The 17,152-nt window shown below is 60.9% G+C and carries 13 protein-coding genes and 1 pseudogene; all 14 read left to right on the top strand.

What is annotated here, in order from left to right; genetic code table 11:
- Nucleotides 1-593 (top strand): annotated as a pseudogene (locus HMPREF9623_RS11630) (hypothetical protein); the annotation flags it as partial.
- A 70-nt stretch (nucleotides 594-663) separates the two neighbouring features.
- Nucleotides 664-1,281: an SMC-Scp complex subunit ScpB gene (gene scpB, locus HMPREF9623_RS02895; protein ID WP_009532402.1), complete on the top strand. Its 618-nt coding sequence runs from the start codon at nucleotides 664-666 to the stop codon at nucleotides 1,279-1,281.
- A complete protein-coding gene (locus HMPREF9623_RS02890) occupies nucleotides 1,271-1,702 on the top strand; it encodes a dUTP diphosphatase (protein ID WP_009532401.1) in 432 nt (143 codons plus the stop codon). The genes scpB and HMPREF9623_RS02890 overlap by 11 nt, the downstream gene beginning before the upstream one ends.
- A gap of 11 nt (nucleotides 1,703-1,713) precedes the next feature.
- A complete protein-coding gene (locus HMPREF9623_RS02885; RefSeq protein ID WP_009532400.1) occupies nucleotides 1,714-2,520 on the top strand; it encodes a tetratricopeptide repeat protein in 807 nt (268 codons plus the stop codon).
- Nucleotides 2,513-3,787: a GTPase HflX gene (gene hflX / locus HMPREF9623_RS02880; RefSeq protein WP_009532399.1), complete on the top strand. Its 1,275-nt coding sequence runs from the start codon at nucleotides 2,513-2,515 to the stop codon at nucleotides 3,785-3,787. Before HMPREF9623_RS02885 ends, hflX begins: the two co-directional genes overlap by 8 nt.
- Before the next feature lie 11 nt (nucleotides 3,788-3,798).
- Complete coding sequence (locus HMPREF9623_RS02875; protein ID WP_009532398.1) at nucleotides 3,799-7,212, top strand: PD-(D/E)XK nuclease family protein; 3,414 nt, start codon at nucleotides 3,799-3,801, stop codon at nucleotides 7,210-7,212.
- Nucleotides 7,209-10,787: a helicase-exonuclease AddAB subunit AddA gene (addA, locus tag HMPREF9623_RS02870; protein ID WP_009532397.1), complete on the top strand. Its 3,579-nt coding sequence runs from the start codon at nucleotides 7,209-7,211 to the stop codon at nucleotides 10,785-10,787. The genes HMPREF9623_RS02875 and addA overlap by 4 nt, the downstream gene beginning before the upstream one ends.
- A 56-nt stretch (nucleotides 10,788-10,843) precedes the next feature.
- A complete protein-coding gene (gene nusB / locus HMPREF9623_RS02865; RefSeq protein WP_009532396.1) occupies nucleotides 10,844-11,260 on the top strand; it encodes a transcription antitermination factor NusB in 417 nt (138 codons plus the stop codon).
- Nucleotides 11,261-12,490 carry an exodeoxyribonuclease VII large subunit gene (gene xseA / locus HMPREF9623_RS02860; RefSeq protein ID WP_009532395.1) on the top strand — a complete coding sequence of 410 codons (1,230 nt, stop codon included), beginning with the start codon at nucleotides 11,261-11,263 and terminating at the stop codon, nucleotides 12,488-12,490.
- Nucleotides 12,474-12,725 (top strand): exodeoxyribonuclease VII small subunit, encoded by a 252-nt coding sequence (xseB, locus tag HMPREF9623_RS11625; RefSeq protein WP_009532394.1) that lies wholly within the window; start codon nucleotides 12,474-12,476, stop codon nucleotides 12,723-12,725. The genes xseA and xseB overlap by 17 nt, the downstream gene beginning before the upstream one ends.
- On the top strand, nucleotides 12,706-13,602 hold the full coding sequence (locus HMPREF9623_RS02850; RefSeq protein WP_009532393.1) for a polyprenyl synthetase family protein: 897 nt from the start codon (nucleotides 12,706-12,708) through the stop codon (nucleotides 13,600-13,602). The genes xseB and HMPREF9623_RS02850 overlap by 20 nt, the downstream gene beginning before the upstream one ends.
- Nucleotides 13,603-13,616: 14 nt before the next feature.
- Nucleotides 13,617-15,482 carry a 1-deoxy-D-xylulose-5-phosphate synthase gene (gene dxs, locus HMPREF9623_RS02845; RefSeq protein WP_009532392.1) on the top strand — a complete coding sequence of 622 codons (1,866 nt, stop codon included), beginning with the start codon at nucleotides 13,617-13,619 and terminating at the stop codon, nucleotides 15,480-15,482.
- 15 nt (nucleotides 15,483-15,497) lie between these two features.
- The gene (locus HMPREF9623_RS02840) at nucleotides 15,498-16,319 is read left to right on the top strand and encodes a TlyA family RNA methyltransferase (protein WP_009532391.1); all 822 of its coding nucleotides are present in this window, start codon (nucleotides 15,498-15,500) and stop codon (nucleotides 16,317-16,319) included.
- A complete protein-coding gene (locus tag HMPREF9623_RS02835; RefSeq protein WP_009532390.1) occupies nucleotides 16,316-17,152 on the top strand; it encodes an NAD(+)/NADH kinase in 837 nt (278 codons plus the stop codon). Before HMPREF9623_RS02840 ends, HMPREF9623_RS02835 begins: the two co-directional genes overlap by 4 nt.

The following is a 17,152-nucleotide window of genomic DNA, read 5'->3' as shown; positions in this document are numbered from 1 at the left end:
CGGAGAACGGCGTCCGGCAGGGCGGCAGAGGCCAGAACGATAACCGCCCAGAGGGCAGACCGGAGAACGGCGTCCGGCAGGGCGGCAGAGGTCAGGACGGTAACCGCCCGGAGAGCGGATTGGAGAACGGCGGTCAGCAGAGCGGCAGAAGTCAGAACGAGAAGCGCCCGGAGGGCAGACCGGAGAACGGCGACCGGCAGGGTAGCAGAGGTCAGAACGGCAAGCGTCCGGAAGGCAGACCGGAGAACGAAGGTCAGCAGGACAGCAGAGGACAGAACGGCAAGCGCCCGGAGGGCGGATCGGAGAACGGCAGCCAGCAGGGCGGCAGAGATCGGAACGGCAAGCGCCCGGAGGGCAAACCGAAGAACGGCAGCCAGCAGGGCGGCAGAGGACAGAACGGCAAGCGCCCGGAGGGCAGACCGGAGAACGGCGGTCAGCAGGACGGCAGAGGACAGAACGGTAAGCGCCCGGAGGGCAGACCGGAGAACGACGGCCAGCAGGGAAAACAGCGCGGAAAGAGAAGTGTAGACGATAACGATAAAAGTAAGGGCACATGCAGTTGCAGCGCGGATTGCAGTTGTCGGGCGAAGTGAGAAAAGCCGCATGGACAAGAATAGAAGGGAGGCGGTATAATAGAACATACTATCGAGTGGAGGAAGGCGCATGACAGAGGCAGAGATGCAGCGACAGGAGGCGGTGGTAGAGGCAGTGCTCTTTACCATGGGAAAATCGGTTGAGACCAGTCTGCTGGCAGCGGCGCTGGAATGTACGGCAGCGGAAGCTGAGGCTGCGGCCGAACGGCTCGCGGCGCGGTATGCGGAAGCGAATCGCGGGGTACAGCTGCTCCGCCTCGAGAATGCCTGGCAACTCGGCACAAAGCGGGAGTTTTACGACGCCTTGATTCGCGTCGCAAAAGAGCCGCGGCGGCAGGTCCTGAGCCAGGTCGTGCTCGAGACCCTCGCAATCATTGCCTACCGCCAGCCTGTCACCAAGATGGAAATCGCAAAGATACGAGGTGTGTCCTCCGATCATGCAGTCAACAAGCTGATTGAGTACGGACTCATCTATGAAGCCGGAAGGCTGGACGCTCCGGGGCGTCCAGCCCTCTTTGCGACCACGGAAGAGTTTCTCCGGCGCTTCGGGGTGGATTCCAGACAGGACTTGCCCTCGGTCACGCCGGATCAGGAGGCAGAGATTCAGGAAGAGGTGAAGCGGGAGTTAAACTACCGCTTCGGGACGGAAGAGGGAAAGCTCGGAGAGGACAGCGAAGATGGAGATTAAAATCAAATATTTCAGCGAGCGCATCGAACGCCTCCGCTATATCGACGGCAAGAGTGACTGGGTGGATCTCCGCGTGGCGGAAGAGGTGAGTCTCAAGAAGGGAGAGTTTCGCCTGATTCCGCTCGGAATTGCGATGCAGCTTCCCGCGGGTTATGAGGCACATGTGGTGCCGCGGAGCTCCACGTTTAAGAACTTCGGTGTTTTGCAGGTCAATTCGATGGGCGTCATCGATGAGAGCTACGGCGGAGACGACGACCAGTGGTTTTTTCCGGCACTCGCGGTGCGGGACACGGAGATTCATGTGAATGACAGAATCTGTCAATTCCGCATCACGGAGCATCAGCCGCGTCTTGTCTTCCGGGAAGTCGAGAAATTAGAAGGCGAAAATCGCGGCGGTTTTGGCAGCACGGGGATTCAGTGAGGAACAGAGTCATGCAGAAGAGACAGGGACTGGTCATTGCCCTCCCGGTCGCGCTGCTGCTTTTCAGCGGTTGCGGCGCGCGCGGGCAGGCAGTCAGAAAGTATCGCTCGCTCGGTATTGCGGAGATGCAGAAACAGAACTATGAGGCCGCAATCGACGCCTTCCGCCATGCGACCGATTATTACGGTACGGCACAGCAGGACAAGGAGGAGGCGGATATTCTCGGCTATCTCGCCGAGGCGGAGTATCGCGCGGGCAAGTATGAGGACGCGCTGACGCATTACGAGCTGCTGCTCCAAAAGGACGGCCGCAAGGCGGCGTATCTGGATCTTGCCTGTGCGGCAGCCGTTAAAGCGGACAAGGGTTGGGATACGGCGCTCGCCTACTACGAAGAGGCGGAGAAAGCGGGCGGAGACCGGGCACTGCACCTCGAAGCGCTCTATCTGCTCGGCGAGACAGCACGGAGTAAGGGGAGCGCCGCAGAATTGGAGACCATACGCGCGGCGTACGAAAAAGCGTATCCGGGCGCCAAAGAGGACAGTCGCTTTTTGCTGCACTACGGCGATCTCCTGGTCAGCGCAAAGAAGACGGAGGAGGCATTTGCCGTGTTTGAGGCGGGCGAGAAGCTCACAGCGGCGAATGCGGAAGAACAGGCGGCATTCCGGGAGCGCGAGGCTGTCTGCCAGGAATATCGCGGGGAGTATGCCGATGCGCTGCAGCGCTTTACGGCCCTCCTGGAGAGCGGCCTGGGCGACAAGGAAATGCTGGAGCACGAAATTGCGTTTTTAAAGACGAGAGTAGGAGGAAATGATGGCTGAACTGATTGTCACCGAAGAGGCCAAAGAGCGGGTTGTTCTGATCGGCATTCAGCAGCGCGAGCGGGACGGGAGCGAGGAATCGCTCACGGAGCTCGGCGAACTCCTGAAGACCGCCGGCGCGGAGCCTGTGGGACGCCTTCTGCAGCCGCGTGAAGCGCCGGATTCCGGTACCTATTTCGGAAAGGGCAAGGTGGAGGAACTACGGGAGCTGCTTCTCAGCTTGGAGGCCGATGCGGTGGCGGCCGACGATGAGCTGTCTCCGGCGCAGATGAAGAACTTAAGCGAGGCGCTCGGCGTCAAGGTCATGGACCGCACGATGATTATCCTCGATATTTTTGCGCAGCACGCGGTCACGGCCGAGGGCAAGCTGCAGGTGGAACTCGCGCAGCTCCACTATACCCAGGCACATCTTCTCGGCATGCACAGCTCGCTCTCCCGCCTCGGCGGCGGAGTCGGCACCCGGGGACCGGGTGAGCAGAAACTGGAGCTCGATCGCCGTGCCATCCGCGCGCGCATCAGTTTTCTGCGCGAAAAGCTCGGGGAGTTGAAGCGTCACCGGGAAGTATCGAGAGCGCAGCGGGAGAAAAGCGGCAGCTACATTGTCGCGCTGGTCGGCTATACGAATGCAGGCAAGTCAACTTTGTTAAACCGGCTCACCGACGCCGGCATTCTCGCGGAAAATAAACTCTTTGCGACCCTGGATCCGACCACCAGAAAACTCTCACTGCCGGGCGGCGAAGAAGTCCTCGTCACGGATACGGTCGGCTTTATCCGGAAGTTGCCGCACCAGCTGATTGAGGCCTTTCACTCGACGCTTGAGGAGGCGCGCTATGCGGATCTGATCCTTCATGTGGTCGATGCGTCCTCGCCGGAGGCGGACACACAGATGGCGGTGGTCTATGAGACGCTGAGGGAACTGAAAGCGCTGGAGGATCACAGTATCATTGCGGTCTACAATAAGACGGATCTTCCCGGCACGGAGACGCTGCCGAAGGACATTCATGCGGCGGCTTCCGTCCGGATTTCGGCGGCGACCGGCGAGGGGATTGCGGCGCTGAAAGAGCTGATTTCGGCGGAGAAAAAGAAGAGTCGCCGAGCTTTTGAAGCTCTGTTCCCCTATGCCGCGGCAGGCCGCATTCAGAGCATACGCCGTCAGGGCAAGCTCCTTACGGAGCGCTATGAGCCCGAGGGTATCTATGTGCGCGCCGAGGTTCCGGCGGCACTTTATGAGCAATTGATGCAGGAACAGCAGTCGCAATCAAACTGAGGAGGTTTTGCGTGGCGTATTCCTTTTATCTCGGTTCTTCCGGCAGTGAAAAAACCGAGCGCGCTTTTCTGGACATGATCGAGGCTTCCCTCGAGGCTCCGGAAGAGCGCTTTTTTGTCCTGGTGCCGGAACAGTACAGTATGCTGGTACAGAAGAAACTGCTCGCCCTGCACCCGCGCCATGCGTCGCGGAATCTGGAGGCTTTATCGTTAAACCGACTCGCCTATCGGGTGTTTCAGGAGCGGAATGTGCAGCTTCCGCCGATTATGGATGAGAGCGGCAAGGCGATGGTCGTGCGGCGCGTCGGCAGTCTTCTGGAAAAGGAGCTGACACTCTGGAAGGGCAAGGTCAAAAAGGCGGGCTTTGCGGAACAGGTGAAGTCCATGATTTCCGAATGTCTGCAATACGGCGCCGCGCCGTCGCGTTTTGCGGAACTCGCGGCAACGGAGAAAAAGCGGCAGCTCTCGATGAAACTCCGCGACTTTTCCCTGCTCTATCAGGGCGTTCGGGATTTCGTACAGGGCAAACAGCTGCCGAAGGAAGAAATTCTCGGTTGCTTTGCGGGTTGTATCGCAAGTTCGGAGTTGCTTCGCGGCGCGCATATTTTGCTCGCCGGCTTTGTGGGCTTTACGCCGGTGCAGTATCGCGTCCTAGAGGAATTGCTTGCCGTCGCGGCCGATGTGCGCTTTGTGGTCTCGCTCGACACGGCGCTGAATCCCTATCGGCAACTGCCGGAAGAAGAGCTGTTTCATCTCTCGACCGAGTATATCCGCCGCATCGGGGAAATCGCGGACCGGGTGCGCGTTCCGCACGGGGAAGACCGCAGCTTTCCGGGCGCCGCGCGCCTCAAGGCGCCGGAACTCGCGTTTCTCGATGCGCATGCGCTCCGTTACGACGGCGCCGTCTATCCGGACAAGGTGCAGGCCCTGACGGTCGCGGCACAGGAGTCCCCGGAGGCAGAGGCAGCGGCGCTATCGAGACATATCCTCCGCCTCGTGAAGGATGAGGGATACCGCTATCGGGACATTGCGGTTGTCGTCGCAGATTTTCAGGGGCTCGGCGAATTCTTTTCCGAGGCTCTGCTTGCGGCCGGGATTCCCGCTCATCTCGACGAAAATCTGACGGTGCGCGCCAATCCGCTGCCCGAACTTCTGAATGCCGCCCTGCTCTGTGTCCGGGAGAACTTTTCGCCGCGCACCTTTTTCCGCTTTCTGCATAATCCGCTGGTCACAGATCAATGGAAACTGACAGCGCTGCTCGAAAACTATGTGACCCTGACCGGCGTCCGGCATTTGAAACGGCTCCGGGAGCCGTTTTCGTACTGCCCGAAGGAACTGGAAGGCGCCGATCTGGAGGCGCTGAACCGGTTTAAAGAGGAGATGCTGAACCTGCTCCTGCCGCTTCTGGAGGCTTTTTCGGAGGGGGAGGCAGATGTCGCGGTAATCGCCGCACTTCTCGAAGGGCTGATGGAACAGCTTGCGGTCGACGAAAAGCTGCAGCACGCCGCCGAGCGGTTTCTCGCGGCGGGCGAGGCGCCCCGTGCCCGGGAATTTTCGGAAGTCTACCCGGAGACGCAGCGCATTTTGCGAGAGATGCGGGAGGTGCTTGCGGGAGAGCGACTGTCCCGCGCGGACATGGCGGGTGTGCTGGAGAGCGGGCTCAGAGAAATTCACATCGGGCAGATTCCGGCCTATGCGGACCGCGTCACGCTCGGCGATTTGACGAGAACCCGTTTCCTCGATGTCAAAGTGCTCTTTCTGCTCGCGGCAAATGACAGCGTGCTCCCCAAGCGCCGCGAAGAGGGCGGTGTGCTCAGCGAGCGGGAGCGGGAGGCACTCCGGGCCGCAGGGCTTACGCTCGCGCCGGGCAGTAAGGCACAGCTCTATGAGCAGCGGTTTTATCTCTACCGACTGCTGACCGAGGCGTCCGAACAGCTTCACATCAGCTATTCGACGGTGGACCGGAGCGGTAAGGCGCTGCGCCCCTCCTTTTTGCTGCGGCATCTGGAGCAGTTGTTCCCGAGACTCCGCGCTGCGGCGCCGGAGACGGGAGAGCGGTTTTATTCGACGCCCGAGGCCGAGCAGGCGCTGATCCGGGCGCTCCGCGCGGCCCGAAAAGCCGCGGAGGAAAACGGGGACAAGAGCGCTGCCGCCTCGGCCGCTTCCCTGCTCTCTGCGTTTGCGGCGGACACCGAGAGAAAGCGCGAGGCCGGGATGCTCGCGGATGCCGCCTGCGCCCTCTATGCCGAGGGGCAACTGTTCCAGGAGACTGCGCTTGCGCTCTACGGCGAGGTGCTGACCGGCTCGGTGACCCGCGTTGAAGAGTATTTCCGCTGCCCGTTCCGCCACTTTGCGAACTACGGGCTGCGCCTCAGACAGCTGCCGGAGTTTCAGATTGCGCAGCAGGACCTCGGAAGCCTCGCACACCGCGCGATTGAGCTTGTGTTCCGCGCGGCGGCGAAGGCAGAAAAGAGCCCCGCGGCGTATTCGGACGAGGAACTTCGCGCCGCTGCCGCCGATGCGGTGCGAGAGGCGGTGGAGGCGGATGCGAGCGGCCTCTACAAGGACAGCGCAAAGAACCGCTGGATTGTCGGAAAATTAACGCGGATTGTGACGCAGAGCATCCTCGTGATGGCAGAGCAGCTGAGACGGGGCTCGTACCGGCCGCTCGCGGAGGAACTGCGCTTTTCGAGCAAGGACGCGCCCGAGAGCACACCGGCGCTTTCCGTCGGCAGCATGCAGCTCCGCGGCAACATTGACCGCGTTGACACGGCGGAACACGAGGGAAAACTCTATGTCAAGGTGGTCGACTATAAGACAGGGGCCACGAGCTGGGAGCCCTATAAGATACTGAGCGGCTCACAGTTACAGCTTTTAATTTATCTCTCCGCGATCACAGAGCTCTTTGAACGGCAGTATCCGGACAAGGAAATATTGCCGGGGGCCGTTTTTTACGCGCCGGTCGGCGATGCGTTTGTGGACCTCGAGAAAATCCGGACAGAGGAGGCGCTACGGAAGGCAAAGTTAAAAGAACTCACGCCGAGCGGTCTCATGAACAGCGACGAGACAGCGCTCACCTTGCTCGCGGGCGACGGCGAAGACGCGGCGGATTTTCTGCCGGTCCGGACCGGTGAGGGAAAAATCCGCCTCGGCGAGAATACGGTGGATGCCGGCCGCTTCTTCAAATTGCAGGCCTACGCGAAGGAAAAACTCCGGGAGGCCGGTGAGGCGATACTCGGCGGCAACGTTCGGGTGTTGCCGCTCGAGGAGGACGGGCATACGAGTTGTGAGTACTGTCCCTACCGTGATGTCTGCGCCTTTGATGCCAATCTGACCGGCTACAAGGTGCGGCGGAACAAAAAGCAGAAGGCAGAGGAAGTCTTTGCCGAAATTGACCGAGCGGCGGGAGAGGAGACAGGGCGATGACACGTTGGACCGAAGAACAGGAGAGAGCCATTGCGCTCTCCGATCGAAGGCTTCTGATTTCGGCGGCGGCGGGCAGCGGAAAAACCGCGGTTCTGACCGAGCGCATTGTCGCGAGAGTCCTGGACCCGAAGCATCCGGTCGATATCGATGAACTGCTCATCATGACCTTTACCCGCGCCGCGGCTGCCGAGATGCGGGAGCGCATCCGGCGCAGGCTTGAGGACTGCCTGCAGCAGGCGCTTCGAGACGGAGAGTCCGGAATCGCAGCGCGCGCCAAGCGGGAACTCGCGGAACTGGATGCCGCGCGAATCACGACGATAGACAGCTTCTGTCTGACCGTGCTCCGGGAGCATGCGGACCGCCTCGCGGTCGATCCGGCGTTCCGCGTCGGAAGTGAGGAAGAGCTGCGCATTCTGCAAAACGATGTGCTGGAAGAGCTTTTGGAGGAACAGTACGAGAAGGCGGATCCGGCCTTTCTCCGCTTTGCGGATGCCTTTTCGCAGGGCAAGGCAGATCTCGGCATCGGCGAGGAGATACTAGCGCTCTATCGGTTTGCGGAGAGTCTGCCCTGGCCGGAGGAGTGGCTTTTGCGCGTCGAAGCGGAAGCAGAGCGGACGGACGGCAATCTATCGGAGAGCGCCTATCAGCGTTACATGGCGGAAGAGCTTCGAAAGCTCGGCGCCGAACTCTGCGGCTTTGCGGAGGAGGCACAGCTTCTCTGCGAAGAGGGAGGCCTAAACGGCTATGAGGGCGCGGTGCAGAGCGATCTCGGCAAACTGCAGCGCCTCCGGGCGGCGGAGGACTATCCGGCCGCCTGCCTTGCGCTCACAGCCTTTCAGACTTACGACAGACTCGGGAGGAACAAAAAGGACAGTGACCCGGACTGCGCATCCCGTGTCAAAAGTCTCCGGGAGTTTTGGAAAAAGGCGCTCAAAAAACCGCTCGAAGCCTTCGGGCGGGGAGATGCGGAAGCCGCGGACAGGGTCGAAGACGCAGAGACCGTGCGCACATTAATCGGATTGGCGCGCGACTTTTTGGCGCGCTTTCTGGCAAAGAAGCGGGAAAAGAACCTCCTGGATTTTTCCGACCTTGAGCACGAGACCCTGGCGCTCTTTTGGGAGAGCGACGCCGCGGGAAAACGGCACCCGAGCGAAATCGCAAGGGAATATCAGGCGGCGTTTCGGGAAATTTATGTCGATGAATACCAGGATTCGAACGGGGTGCAGGAAGAACTGCTCCGCGCCATCGAGACCGGAAGACTTTTTCTGGTCGGCGATATCAAGCAGTCGATCTACGGTTTTCGCCACGCAAAGCCCGAGCTCTTTGCGGAGAAATACCGCAATTACCGGAAGGATGACGGTGGCGCAGCGGAACCCGGGATTGACACGCGGGTGGATCTCCGCAAAAACTTCCGAAGCCGCGAAGCGGTGCTCGCGAGTTGCAATGCTGTTTTTTCGTATCTCATGCGCGAAGAACTCGGCGGCGTCCGCTACGATGCGGATGCGACGCTCTATCCGGGGGCGGCGTTTCCGATACCTGAGGGCAGCGAGGACAGCTATGCGACCGAACTCATGCTGGTCGAGAGGGATGCAGAGGGCGAGGAGACCGCGGCGGTTGTCGAGGCTGAGGCCATCGCGACCCGCATCCGGGAGCTGCTTGACCCGGCAAAGGGGCTTCGGATTTCGGACGGCGAAGGCGGCCTCCGAGCGGCTACTTACGGTGACATTGCGATTTTACTCCGCGCGACTTCCGGGCAGGCGGAGCGCTTTGTCGAAGTGTTGATGAGCCACGGTATTCCGGCGCTCGCAGAGCAGAAGACCGGTTACTTTGACGCGACGGAGGTCAGAACGGTGTTGAGCTTACTCCGCGCGATCGATAATCCCTTCCGCGATATTCCGCTCGCAGCTGTGCTCCGCGCGCCGATCGGCGGTCTCAGCGAAGAGGAGCTTGCCTCTCTCGCGGCAAAGGGGGAGGGCGTGAGTCTCTACGAGCGCCTCGAAGCGGCCGTCGCGACAGCGCCGGAGAGCACGGGCGCGGTGAAAGCCGCCGCGCTCTTCCGGAAACTCGAGGCCTGGCGGGAAGCGGAGAGCTATCTCGAGCTCCCGCAATTTCTGCGACTTTTGTATACAGAGAGCGGCTACCGGAACGAGGAAGCGGCGCGCCCGGGCGGTGAGCTCCGCTTTGCGAATCTGCAGATGCTGATTGTGAAGGCCGAGGAGTTTGAGAGCATCGGGTACCGCGGACTCAGCGACTTTGTGCGCTATATTGACAATCTGAAAAAATACAACGCCGACTACGGGTCCGCGCAGCTTCCCGGCGAGGAGGCAGCGGCGGTCCGCATTATGACCGTGCATAAGTCAAAGGGGCTGGAGTTCCCGATTGTCTTTTTGGCCGGACTCTCGAAGCGCTTTAACCAGCGGGATCTGAGCCGCGGCATTCTCTACGACGAGAAACTCGGCATTGCGGCCGATGCGGTCGATTACGACTTGCATGCCAAGGGCGGCACGGCGAAGAAGGCGGCGTTTGCCTGGCACCTCAGGACGGAGGCGCTCGGGGAGGAACTCCGCGTGCTCTATGTCGCGATGACGCGCGCCAAGGAGAAGCTGATTCTGGTCGCCGGTTTCAAGGAGGGAACAGAGCCGCTGCCGGAAGGAGAGAGCAGCGAACCGCTGTCCGAAACGGACGGCGGCGAACCGCTTTGCACGGCAGAGCTCCGCAGCGCAAACAGTTATCTCGAATGGATTCTCATGGCAATGGCGCGGGACAAGGCGCTTTGCCGGATTGTCCCGCGGAAGGTGAGCAGTGAGGCCGCGGCGCGTGAGATTCTCGAGACGGGCGAGAAGGTACTCCGGCTCCGGGAAGAACTCCGAAAAGCCGAAGAGACTCCGCCGACAGAGATAGAGGCCGCCCGCTTTGCGCCGCTCATGAAGCCCTATGCCCACGCGGAAGATGTGCGGCTTCAGGTCAAGTGGAGCGCTTCGGAACTGAAGCGGCTCAGGGAAGAGCAGGAGGAGGGGCTCTCCGCGCCGCTCTTTTCCCTCCCGCAGGACGGGGGAAGCGAGGTCGCCGCGCGGCGCGGCACCGCCTACCACAAACTGTTTGAGCGGATTGATTTTACCCGGTCCTGGACAGAGGAGGGGCTTCGGGATTTTCTGAGAGAGCTGGCGGAGACCGGCGCACTGCCGGAAGAAGACGGGACGCTGATTGCACTGCCGCCTGTCATCCGTTTTCTGCAGAGTGCGCTCGCGGCGCGGCTCGCGAGCGCGCAGCGCGCCGGTACCTTGCACCGCGAGACTTCTTTTGTGATGGCGATACCGGCGCGCGAGGCCGACCCGTCCAGACAGAGCGAGGAACCGGTGGTCGTGCAGGGCGTGATTGACGCCTGGTTTGAGGAGGCAGGGCAACTTGTGGTGCTCGACTATAAAACCGACAAGGCGACGGAGGAAGCGCATTACCGCGAGAAATATACAGCACAGCTTTCTCTCTATGCGCGGGCACTCGCGATGACGGAGGAGAAGACGGTCGCAGAGAAGCTCATTTACTCGACAGCGCGCGGCGAGGTTCTCGCCTTGTGAATCGCGCCGAATTGCGCTATACTTCGACTAAGTATGTGCTTTGGAAAGGATAGGAGATGACAAGACGAGCGCTCAGAGAGCATTGCTTTAAGATGCTGTTCAGCACCGATTTTTGCGCGCCTGCGGAGGCGGACGGGCAGATCGATGCGTATTTATGCGAAGTTCCGGACGAAGAGGACGAGAGTCCGGAATTCAGTGAGGAAGAGCGGAAAATATGCCGGGAGCGCGTCAAAGCCGTTCTCGACAAGCGCGAGGAGATCGACGGTATTCTGCAGCAGGCGTCCTCCGGCTGGAGTCTCCGGCAGATGGGGCGCGTGGAGCTCACAATACTTCGCCTCGCCTGCTTCGAGCTCCGTTTCGACGAGAACATCCCGGAGAAGGTCGCCATCAATGAGGCCGTGGAGCTCGCAAAGAAATTCGGCGGAGAAGAGGCACCCTCTTTTGTGAACGGCGTCCTCGCGAAACTGGTCTAAATGGCAACGATTTATACGGTGACGCAGCTCAATGCCTATGTCGGCAATCTGTTCCGCGAGGATTTTCTGCTCGCGGGACTTCGCGTGCAGGGCGAGCTCTCCAATGTGAAGTATCACGCGAGCGGACATATTTACTTTACCTTGAAGGACAGCGGCGCGGAACTCCGCGGCGTCATCTACCGGCAGAATGCACTCGGTCTCGACATGCGCCTTGCGGACGGCATGCAGGTGGTCTGTACGGGAGCTGTGACCGTCTACGAAAAAGCGGGCGTCTACCAGCTGAACACGAAAACCGTCGAGAAACTGGGGCAGGGTGAGCTCTATGCGCTCTATCAGGCGCGTCTCCGCGCGCTCGAGGCGGAAGGCCTCTTTGACGCGGCGCACAAGAAGCCGCTGCCGCGCTTCGTTTTGACGCTCGGCGTCGTGACGAGCCCGAGCGGCGCGGCGATTCATGACATTCAGACCGTGGCCCGCCAACAGAATCCCTATGTCAAAATCGTGCTCTATCCGGCGCTGGTGCAGGGAGAGGGCGCGGCAGAGAGCATCGTGCGGGGGATTCGGACCCTCGACCGGCGCGGCGTGGATCTCATGATTGTGGGACGCGGCGGCGGTTCACTCGAAGATCTCTGGTGTTTTAACGACGAGCGGGTTGCGCGGGCAGCCTACGCCTGCGAGACGCCCCTGATTTCCGCGGTCGGGCACGAGTCGGATGTGACCCTCCTCGACTTTGTCGCGGATCTCCGCGCGGCGACGCCTTCGGCAGCGGCGGAGCGCGGTGTGCCGAATCTGGCGGCGCAGCTGGCCCTGATTGCGGGACTACGGCAGCAACTGTCCCGGGGGCTGCGGGAGAAAGTAGGGGATCTCCGCGCGCGCGCAAGAGGGGCAGGCTTCCGGCTCCGGCTGAACGCGCCCGAGGAATTGCTCAGCGCGAGACAGCAGCGCACCCTCGCGCTGCGGCAGGGACTCGAGGCAGGACTGAACAAAAAGATACAGGCGCGGCGGGCGGCGTTTCAGCTGCTCGCGGCGCGCCTTCGCGCGGCTTCTCCGCTCAATCGTCTGACAGGCGGCTATGCCTATGCCGCCCATGCGGACGGCACAGCCGTGCAGAGCGCCGCAAGCCTCTCGACGGGAGAGCGGCTCAGCCTTCGCTTCCTGGACGGCGCGGCGGAGGTCAGAGTCGAAGAAATCAGGAGAGAACAGCAGGAGGAGAGCCATGGACGAAAAGCTTGAGCAGGAGAAGAAGCAGGTGACGGCAAAGAAGAAGAGCAAGCTGTCGGTCGAAGCGAGCATGGAGCGCCTCGAAGCGCTGCTGGAAAAACTCGAGGCGAGCGATACCAGCCTCGAGGAGGCCTTTTCGCTCTACGAAAAAGGTATGAAGCTCGCGGGTGAAATCAACGAGCGACTCACCTTTGTCGAAGAGCAGATGGAAGTTCTGGAGGATCGCTATGCCGACACTTCCCTATGACAAAACAGAAATCGAAATGTTGATTCGAGCTGCGCTGCCCCGCGAAGAGGGGTTGCAGCGCACTGTCATCCGGGCCATGCGGGAGGCTGTCGAGAACGGCGGCAAGCGCATACGCCCGATTCTGCTCTTTGAGACCTGCAGATGTTTTGCGGCGCGGCGCGGTGAGACGGGCTGGAAGGAAGAGGCGGCGCCCTTCCTCGCGGCGCTTGAGATGATACACAGTTTTTCGCTGGTACACGACGATTTACCCTGCATGGACAATGACACATTGCGCCGCGGCAAGCCGACGACCTGGTATGTCTACGGCGAGGCCATGGGCACGCTCGCGGGCGACGGACTGGTGTTGGAAGCGCTGACCGTGGCCGGACGCGCCGTGGGGCAGTCCCGCCATCCGGAGAGAGCGGCGCGGGCGCTCGCGATACTCGGCGAGAAGAGCGGTGTCGGCGGCATGCTCGGCGGGCAGTCCGTGGATGTCGAGAAGACCGGAGAGCATCTGGATGCGACGACGCTCGACTTCATCTACCGCCTGAAAACCGGCGCCCTCCTCGAGGCCGCCTTTATGATGGGCGCGGCCCTCGGCGGGGCGAGCGAGGCAGAGATTTCGTGTGCCGAGCAGATCGGCAGGGCAGTCGGTCTCGCGTTCCAGATTCAGGACGATATTCTCGACGAGACCGCGACCGAGGCAGAGCTCGGCAAACCTCTGCACTCGGATGAAAAAAATCAGAAGACGACCTATGTTTCCCTTTTTGGGCTGGAAGCCGCGAGAGAGGCTGTCAGACAACAGAGTGAAGCGGCAGAGCAGCGCCTTCGGGAGTTCCCGGGCGAGACAGAGACACTCGCGGCGCTCATTGCTTATCTCACGGACCGTCGCTTCTGAGGACGGAGAGAGTTATGAGTCGATTGGATCAAATCAACGGACCGGCGGACATACGCCGCATACCGGTAGCGGAATGGGGGGCGCTCGCGTCCGAAATCCGGCGCTTTCTGATTTCGCACTGCGCGGAGTCGGGCGGACATCTCGCGAGCAATCTCGGCGTCGTGGAGCTCACGATGGCCATGTATTTGAGCTTCTGTCCGCCGGAAGATAAAATCATCTGGGATGTCGGACATCAGTCCTACACGCATAAGATTCTGAGCGGCCGCAAAAAGGATTTTGCGGGGCTTCGGCAGTTCGGCGGCATTGCGGGTTTTCCGAAGCGAAACGAAAACCCGTGCGACGCGTTTAACACCGGACATTCTTCCACCTCGATTTCGGCGGGACTCGGCATGGCAACGGCGCGGGACCTTCGCGGCGAGCACCATGCGGTCATTTCGGTCATCGGTGACGGCGCCCTGACCGGCGGCATGGCCTATGAGGCGCTGAACAATGCGGGGCGCATGAAGTCGAATTTCATCATCGTGCTGAATGACAACCGCATGTCCATCTCCGAGAATGTGGGCGGCATGTCCGCCTATCTGAATTCCATCCGGACTTCGGCGGGTTATAACCGCCTGAAAGAGAATGTCGCGGAAGCGCTCTCGGCGATTCCGGGGCTCGGAAAGCGCATGGTCGAGAGTCTCAGGACCACCAAAAACGGCATCAAACAGCTCTTTGTGCCGGGGATGCTCTTTGAAAATCTCGGCGTGACCTATCTCGGACCGGTAGACGGACACGACATTAAAAAAATGATGCGCGTCTTTGAGGAGGCGCGGCGCTTAAACCGCGCGGTTCTCGTGCATGTCATCACCGAAAAGGGCAAGGGCTACCGCCCGGCGGAGCGGCATCCGGACCTCTTTCACGGCGTCGGCCCCTTTGAGCTCGCGACCGGCGTCCCGAAAAAGAATAAGCACTATCCGGACTATACCGATGTCTTTTCGAAGACCCTGATTCAGCTCGCCGCGGAGGATTCCCGCATTGTCGCGGTCACGGCGGCGATGCCGGAGGGCACGGGGCTCGCGGCGTTCGGGCGGCGCTATCCGCAGCGCTATTTTGACGTGGGCATTGCCGAGCAGCATGCCGTGACGAGCGCGGCGGGCCTCGCGGCGGGCGGCATGAAGCCGGTCGTCGCGGTCTATTCGTCCTTTTTACAGCGCGGCTTTGATCAGGTGCTCCACGATGTCTGTATTCAGAACCTGCCGGTGGTCTTTGCGATTGACCGCGCGGGACTGGTCGGCGCGGACGGCGAGACCCATCAGGGTGTCTTTGACCTGTCCTATCTCGGCTGTATTCCGAACATGACCATACTTGCGCCGAAGAATTGCTGGGAGCTCGAAGAAGAACTCCGCTTTGCCTTTTCCTACGGCGGTCCGATTGCGATACGCTATCCGCGCGGCCAGGCCTATCGCGGTCTCGGAGAGCACAGGGAACCGATACGCTTCGGCAAGGCGGAGCTCCTGTTCCGCGAGGAGAAGACAGCTCTGCTCGCGCTCGGCAGCATGGTGAGCACGGCGGAGCATGTCAGAGAAAAGTTAAAGGCGCTCGGCCAGCCCTGTACGCTTGTCAACATGCGCTTCGCGAAGCCGATTGACCGGGAGCTCCTTGCGGAACTCGCAGAGACGCATCAAAACTTTGTGACGCTTGAGGAGAATGTGCTCCGCGGCGGCTTCGGCCTCGAGGTGGCCGAATGGGCTTCGTCGCAGGAGAAAGAACTCTCGGTGACGCACATTGCTCTGCCGGACGCCTATGTGGAGCACGGCGATGTGTCGGTGCTCCGGCAGCACCTCGGCATTGATTCGGATTCGATTGTCCGCGTGTTGCGGGACAAGTATCACTGGTGAGTGGAGAGGAACGGAATGAAAGAGAGACTGGACGTTATGATGACGGCGCGCGGCCTCGCGGAGAGCCGCGAAAAGGCAAAGGCGCTCATCATGGCCGGCGTGGTATTCGTGGACGGACAGCGGGAGGACAAGGCAGGACAGAATTTTCCGCCGGAAGTGACCATCGAGGTGCGCGGCAATCGCCTGCCCTATGTGAGCCGCGGCGGCCTAAAACTCGAAAAGGCACTGAAAGAGTTTCCGCTCTCGCTCACAGGTAAAATCTGCATGGATGTCGGCGCCTCGACCGGCGGTTTCACGGACTGCATGCTGCAAAACGGGGCGCTTAAGGTCTACGCGGTCGATGTGGGGCACGGTCAGCTCGACTGGAAACTCCGGAACGATACGCGCGTCGTGTGTCTCGAGAAGACCAACATCCGCTATGCGACCCGGCAGGAGGTGCCGGAGGAAATTGCGTTTTCCTCGATTGATGTCTCGTTTATCTCGCTCGAGAAAGTGTTGCCGGCGGTGCGGGCACTGCTTTCCGCAGAGGGCGAAGTGGTCGCGCTCATCAAACCCCAGTTTGAGGCGGGGAGAGAGCAGGTCGGCAAGCACGGCGTGGTGCGAGAGCCGAAAATCCATGTCGAGGTCATCGAGAAAGTGCTCGGCTATGCGGCGGCTTCGGGCTTTGTGCCGCACGGCTTGAGTTTTTCGCCGATACGCGGGCCGGAAGGCAATATCGAGTATCTGATCTGGCTTCGCACCGCGGAGGAAAGCGAGGGCGCTCCCGCAGTGACGCCGGAGACCGCGCGCGCTGTGGTTCGCGCGGCACATGAGACTCTGGCGGGAGGAAAAGCATGAGACGGTTTTTACTTTTCCTGAACCGCGGCAAGGAGCACGCAGCGGAGAAGGCCGCGTCGATCCGGGAGCAGCTTCTCTCGCTCGGCGCCGAACTGGTCGACATCGAAGAGCACGATATCGCGGGGATTCGCGGCGAAGACTACGACTGCGTGCTGACACTCGGCGGCGACGGGACGCTGATTCGCGCGGCGCGGGGGCTCGCCGGGAGCGGTGTGCCGCTGGTCGGCATCAACCTCGGTCACCTCGGTTATCTCACGGTGGCGAGCAGCGACGAAGAAATTCCCGGGGTTTTGGAAAAACTCATCGCAGACGACTATGTCATCGAAGAGCGGATGATGCTGAACGGCAGAGTCATCCGGAACGGGCACGAGAGCCCGCGCGACCACGAGTGGCTCGCGTTGAATGAGATTGTCGTCTCGCGAAAAACGAGCGCCGGTCCGGTGCATTTCCGGATTTATGTAAACGGGGCTTTCTTGAATGAATATAAGGCAGATGGTATTATTATCTCAACACCGACCGGTTCGACGGCCTATAATCTGAGCGCCGGAGGACCGATCATTGATCCTGCCGCGCGTATGACGGTGCTGACACCGATTTGTCCGCACTCGCTGTATCGCACGAGCATTGTGCTCCGCGCGGAGGATGTCCTTGAGGTCTGGATTCCGGAAGAGGAGCGGGGCATTCAGAGTGCCGATTTTGACGGCGCCGCGACCGAAGAACTGCTCGGGGGAGACCTCGTGCGCATTTCGGAGAGTCAGCAGACCACACCGGTGGTCCGCATCGGGGGAGAGAGCTTTTTGGCGCAGCTGCGCAGTAAGATGGCGGCGCTGTGA

The organism is Stomatobaculum longum, assembly GCA_000242235.1.
Classification (GTDB): Bacteria; Bacillota; Clostridia; order Lachnospirales; family Lachnospiraceae; genus Moryella; species Moryella longum.
The sequence above is the reverse complement of the archived record's forward strand: the minus strand, read 5'-3'. Positions and strand labels throughout refer to the sequence as shown.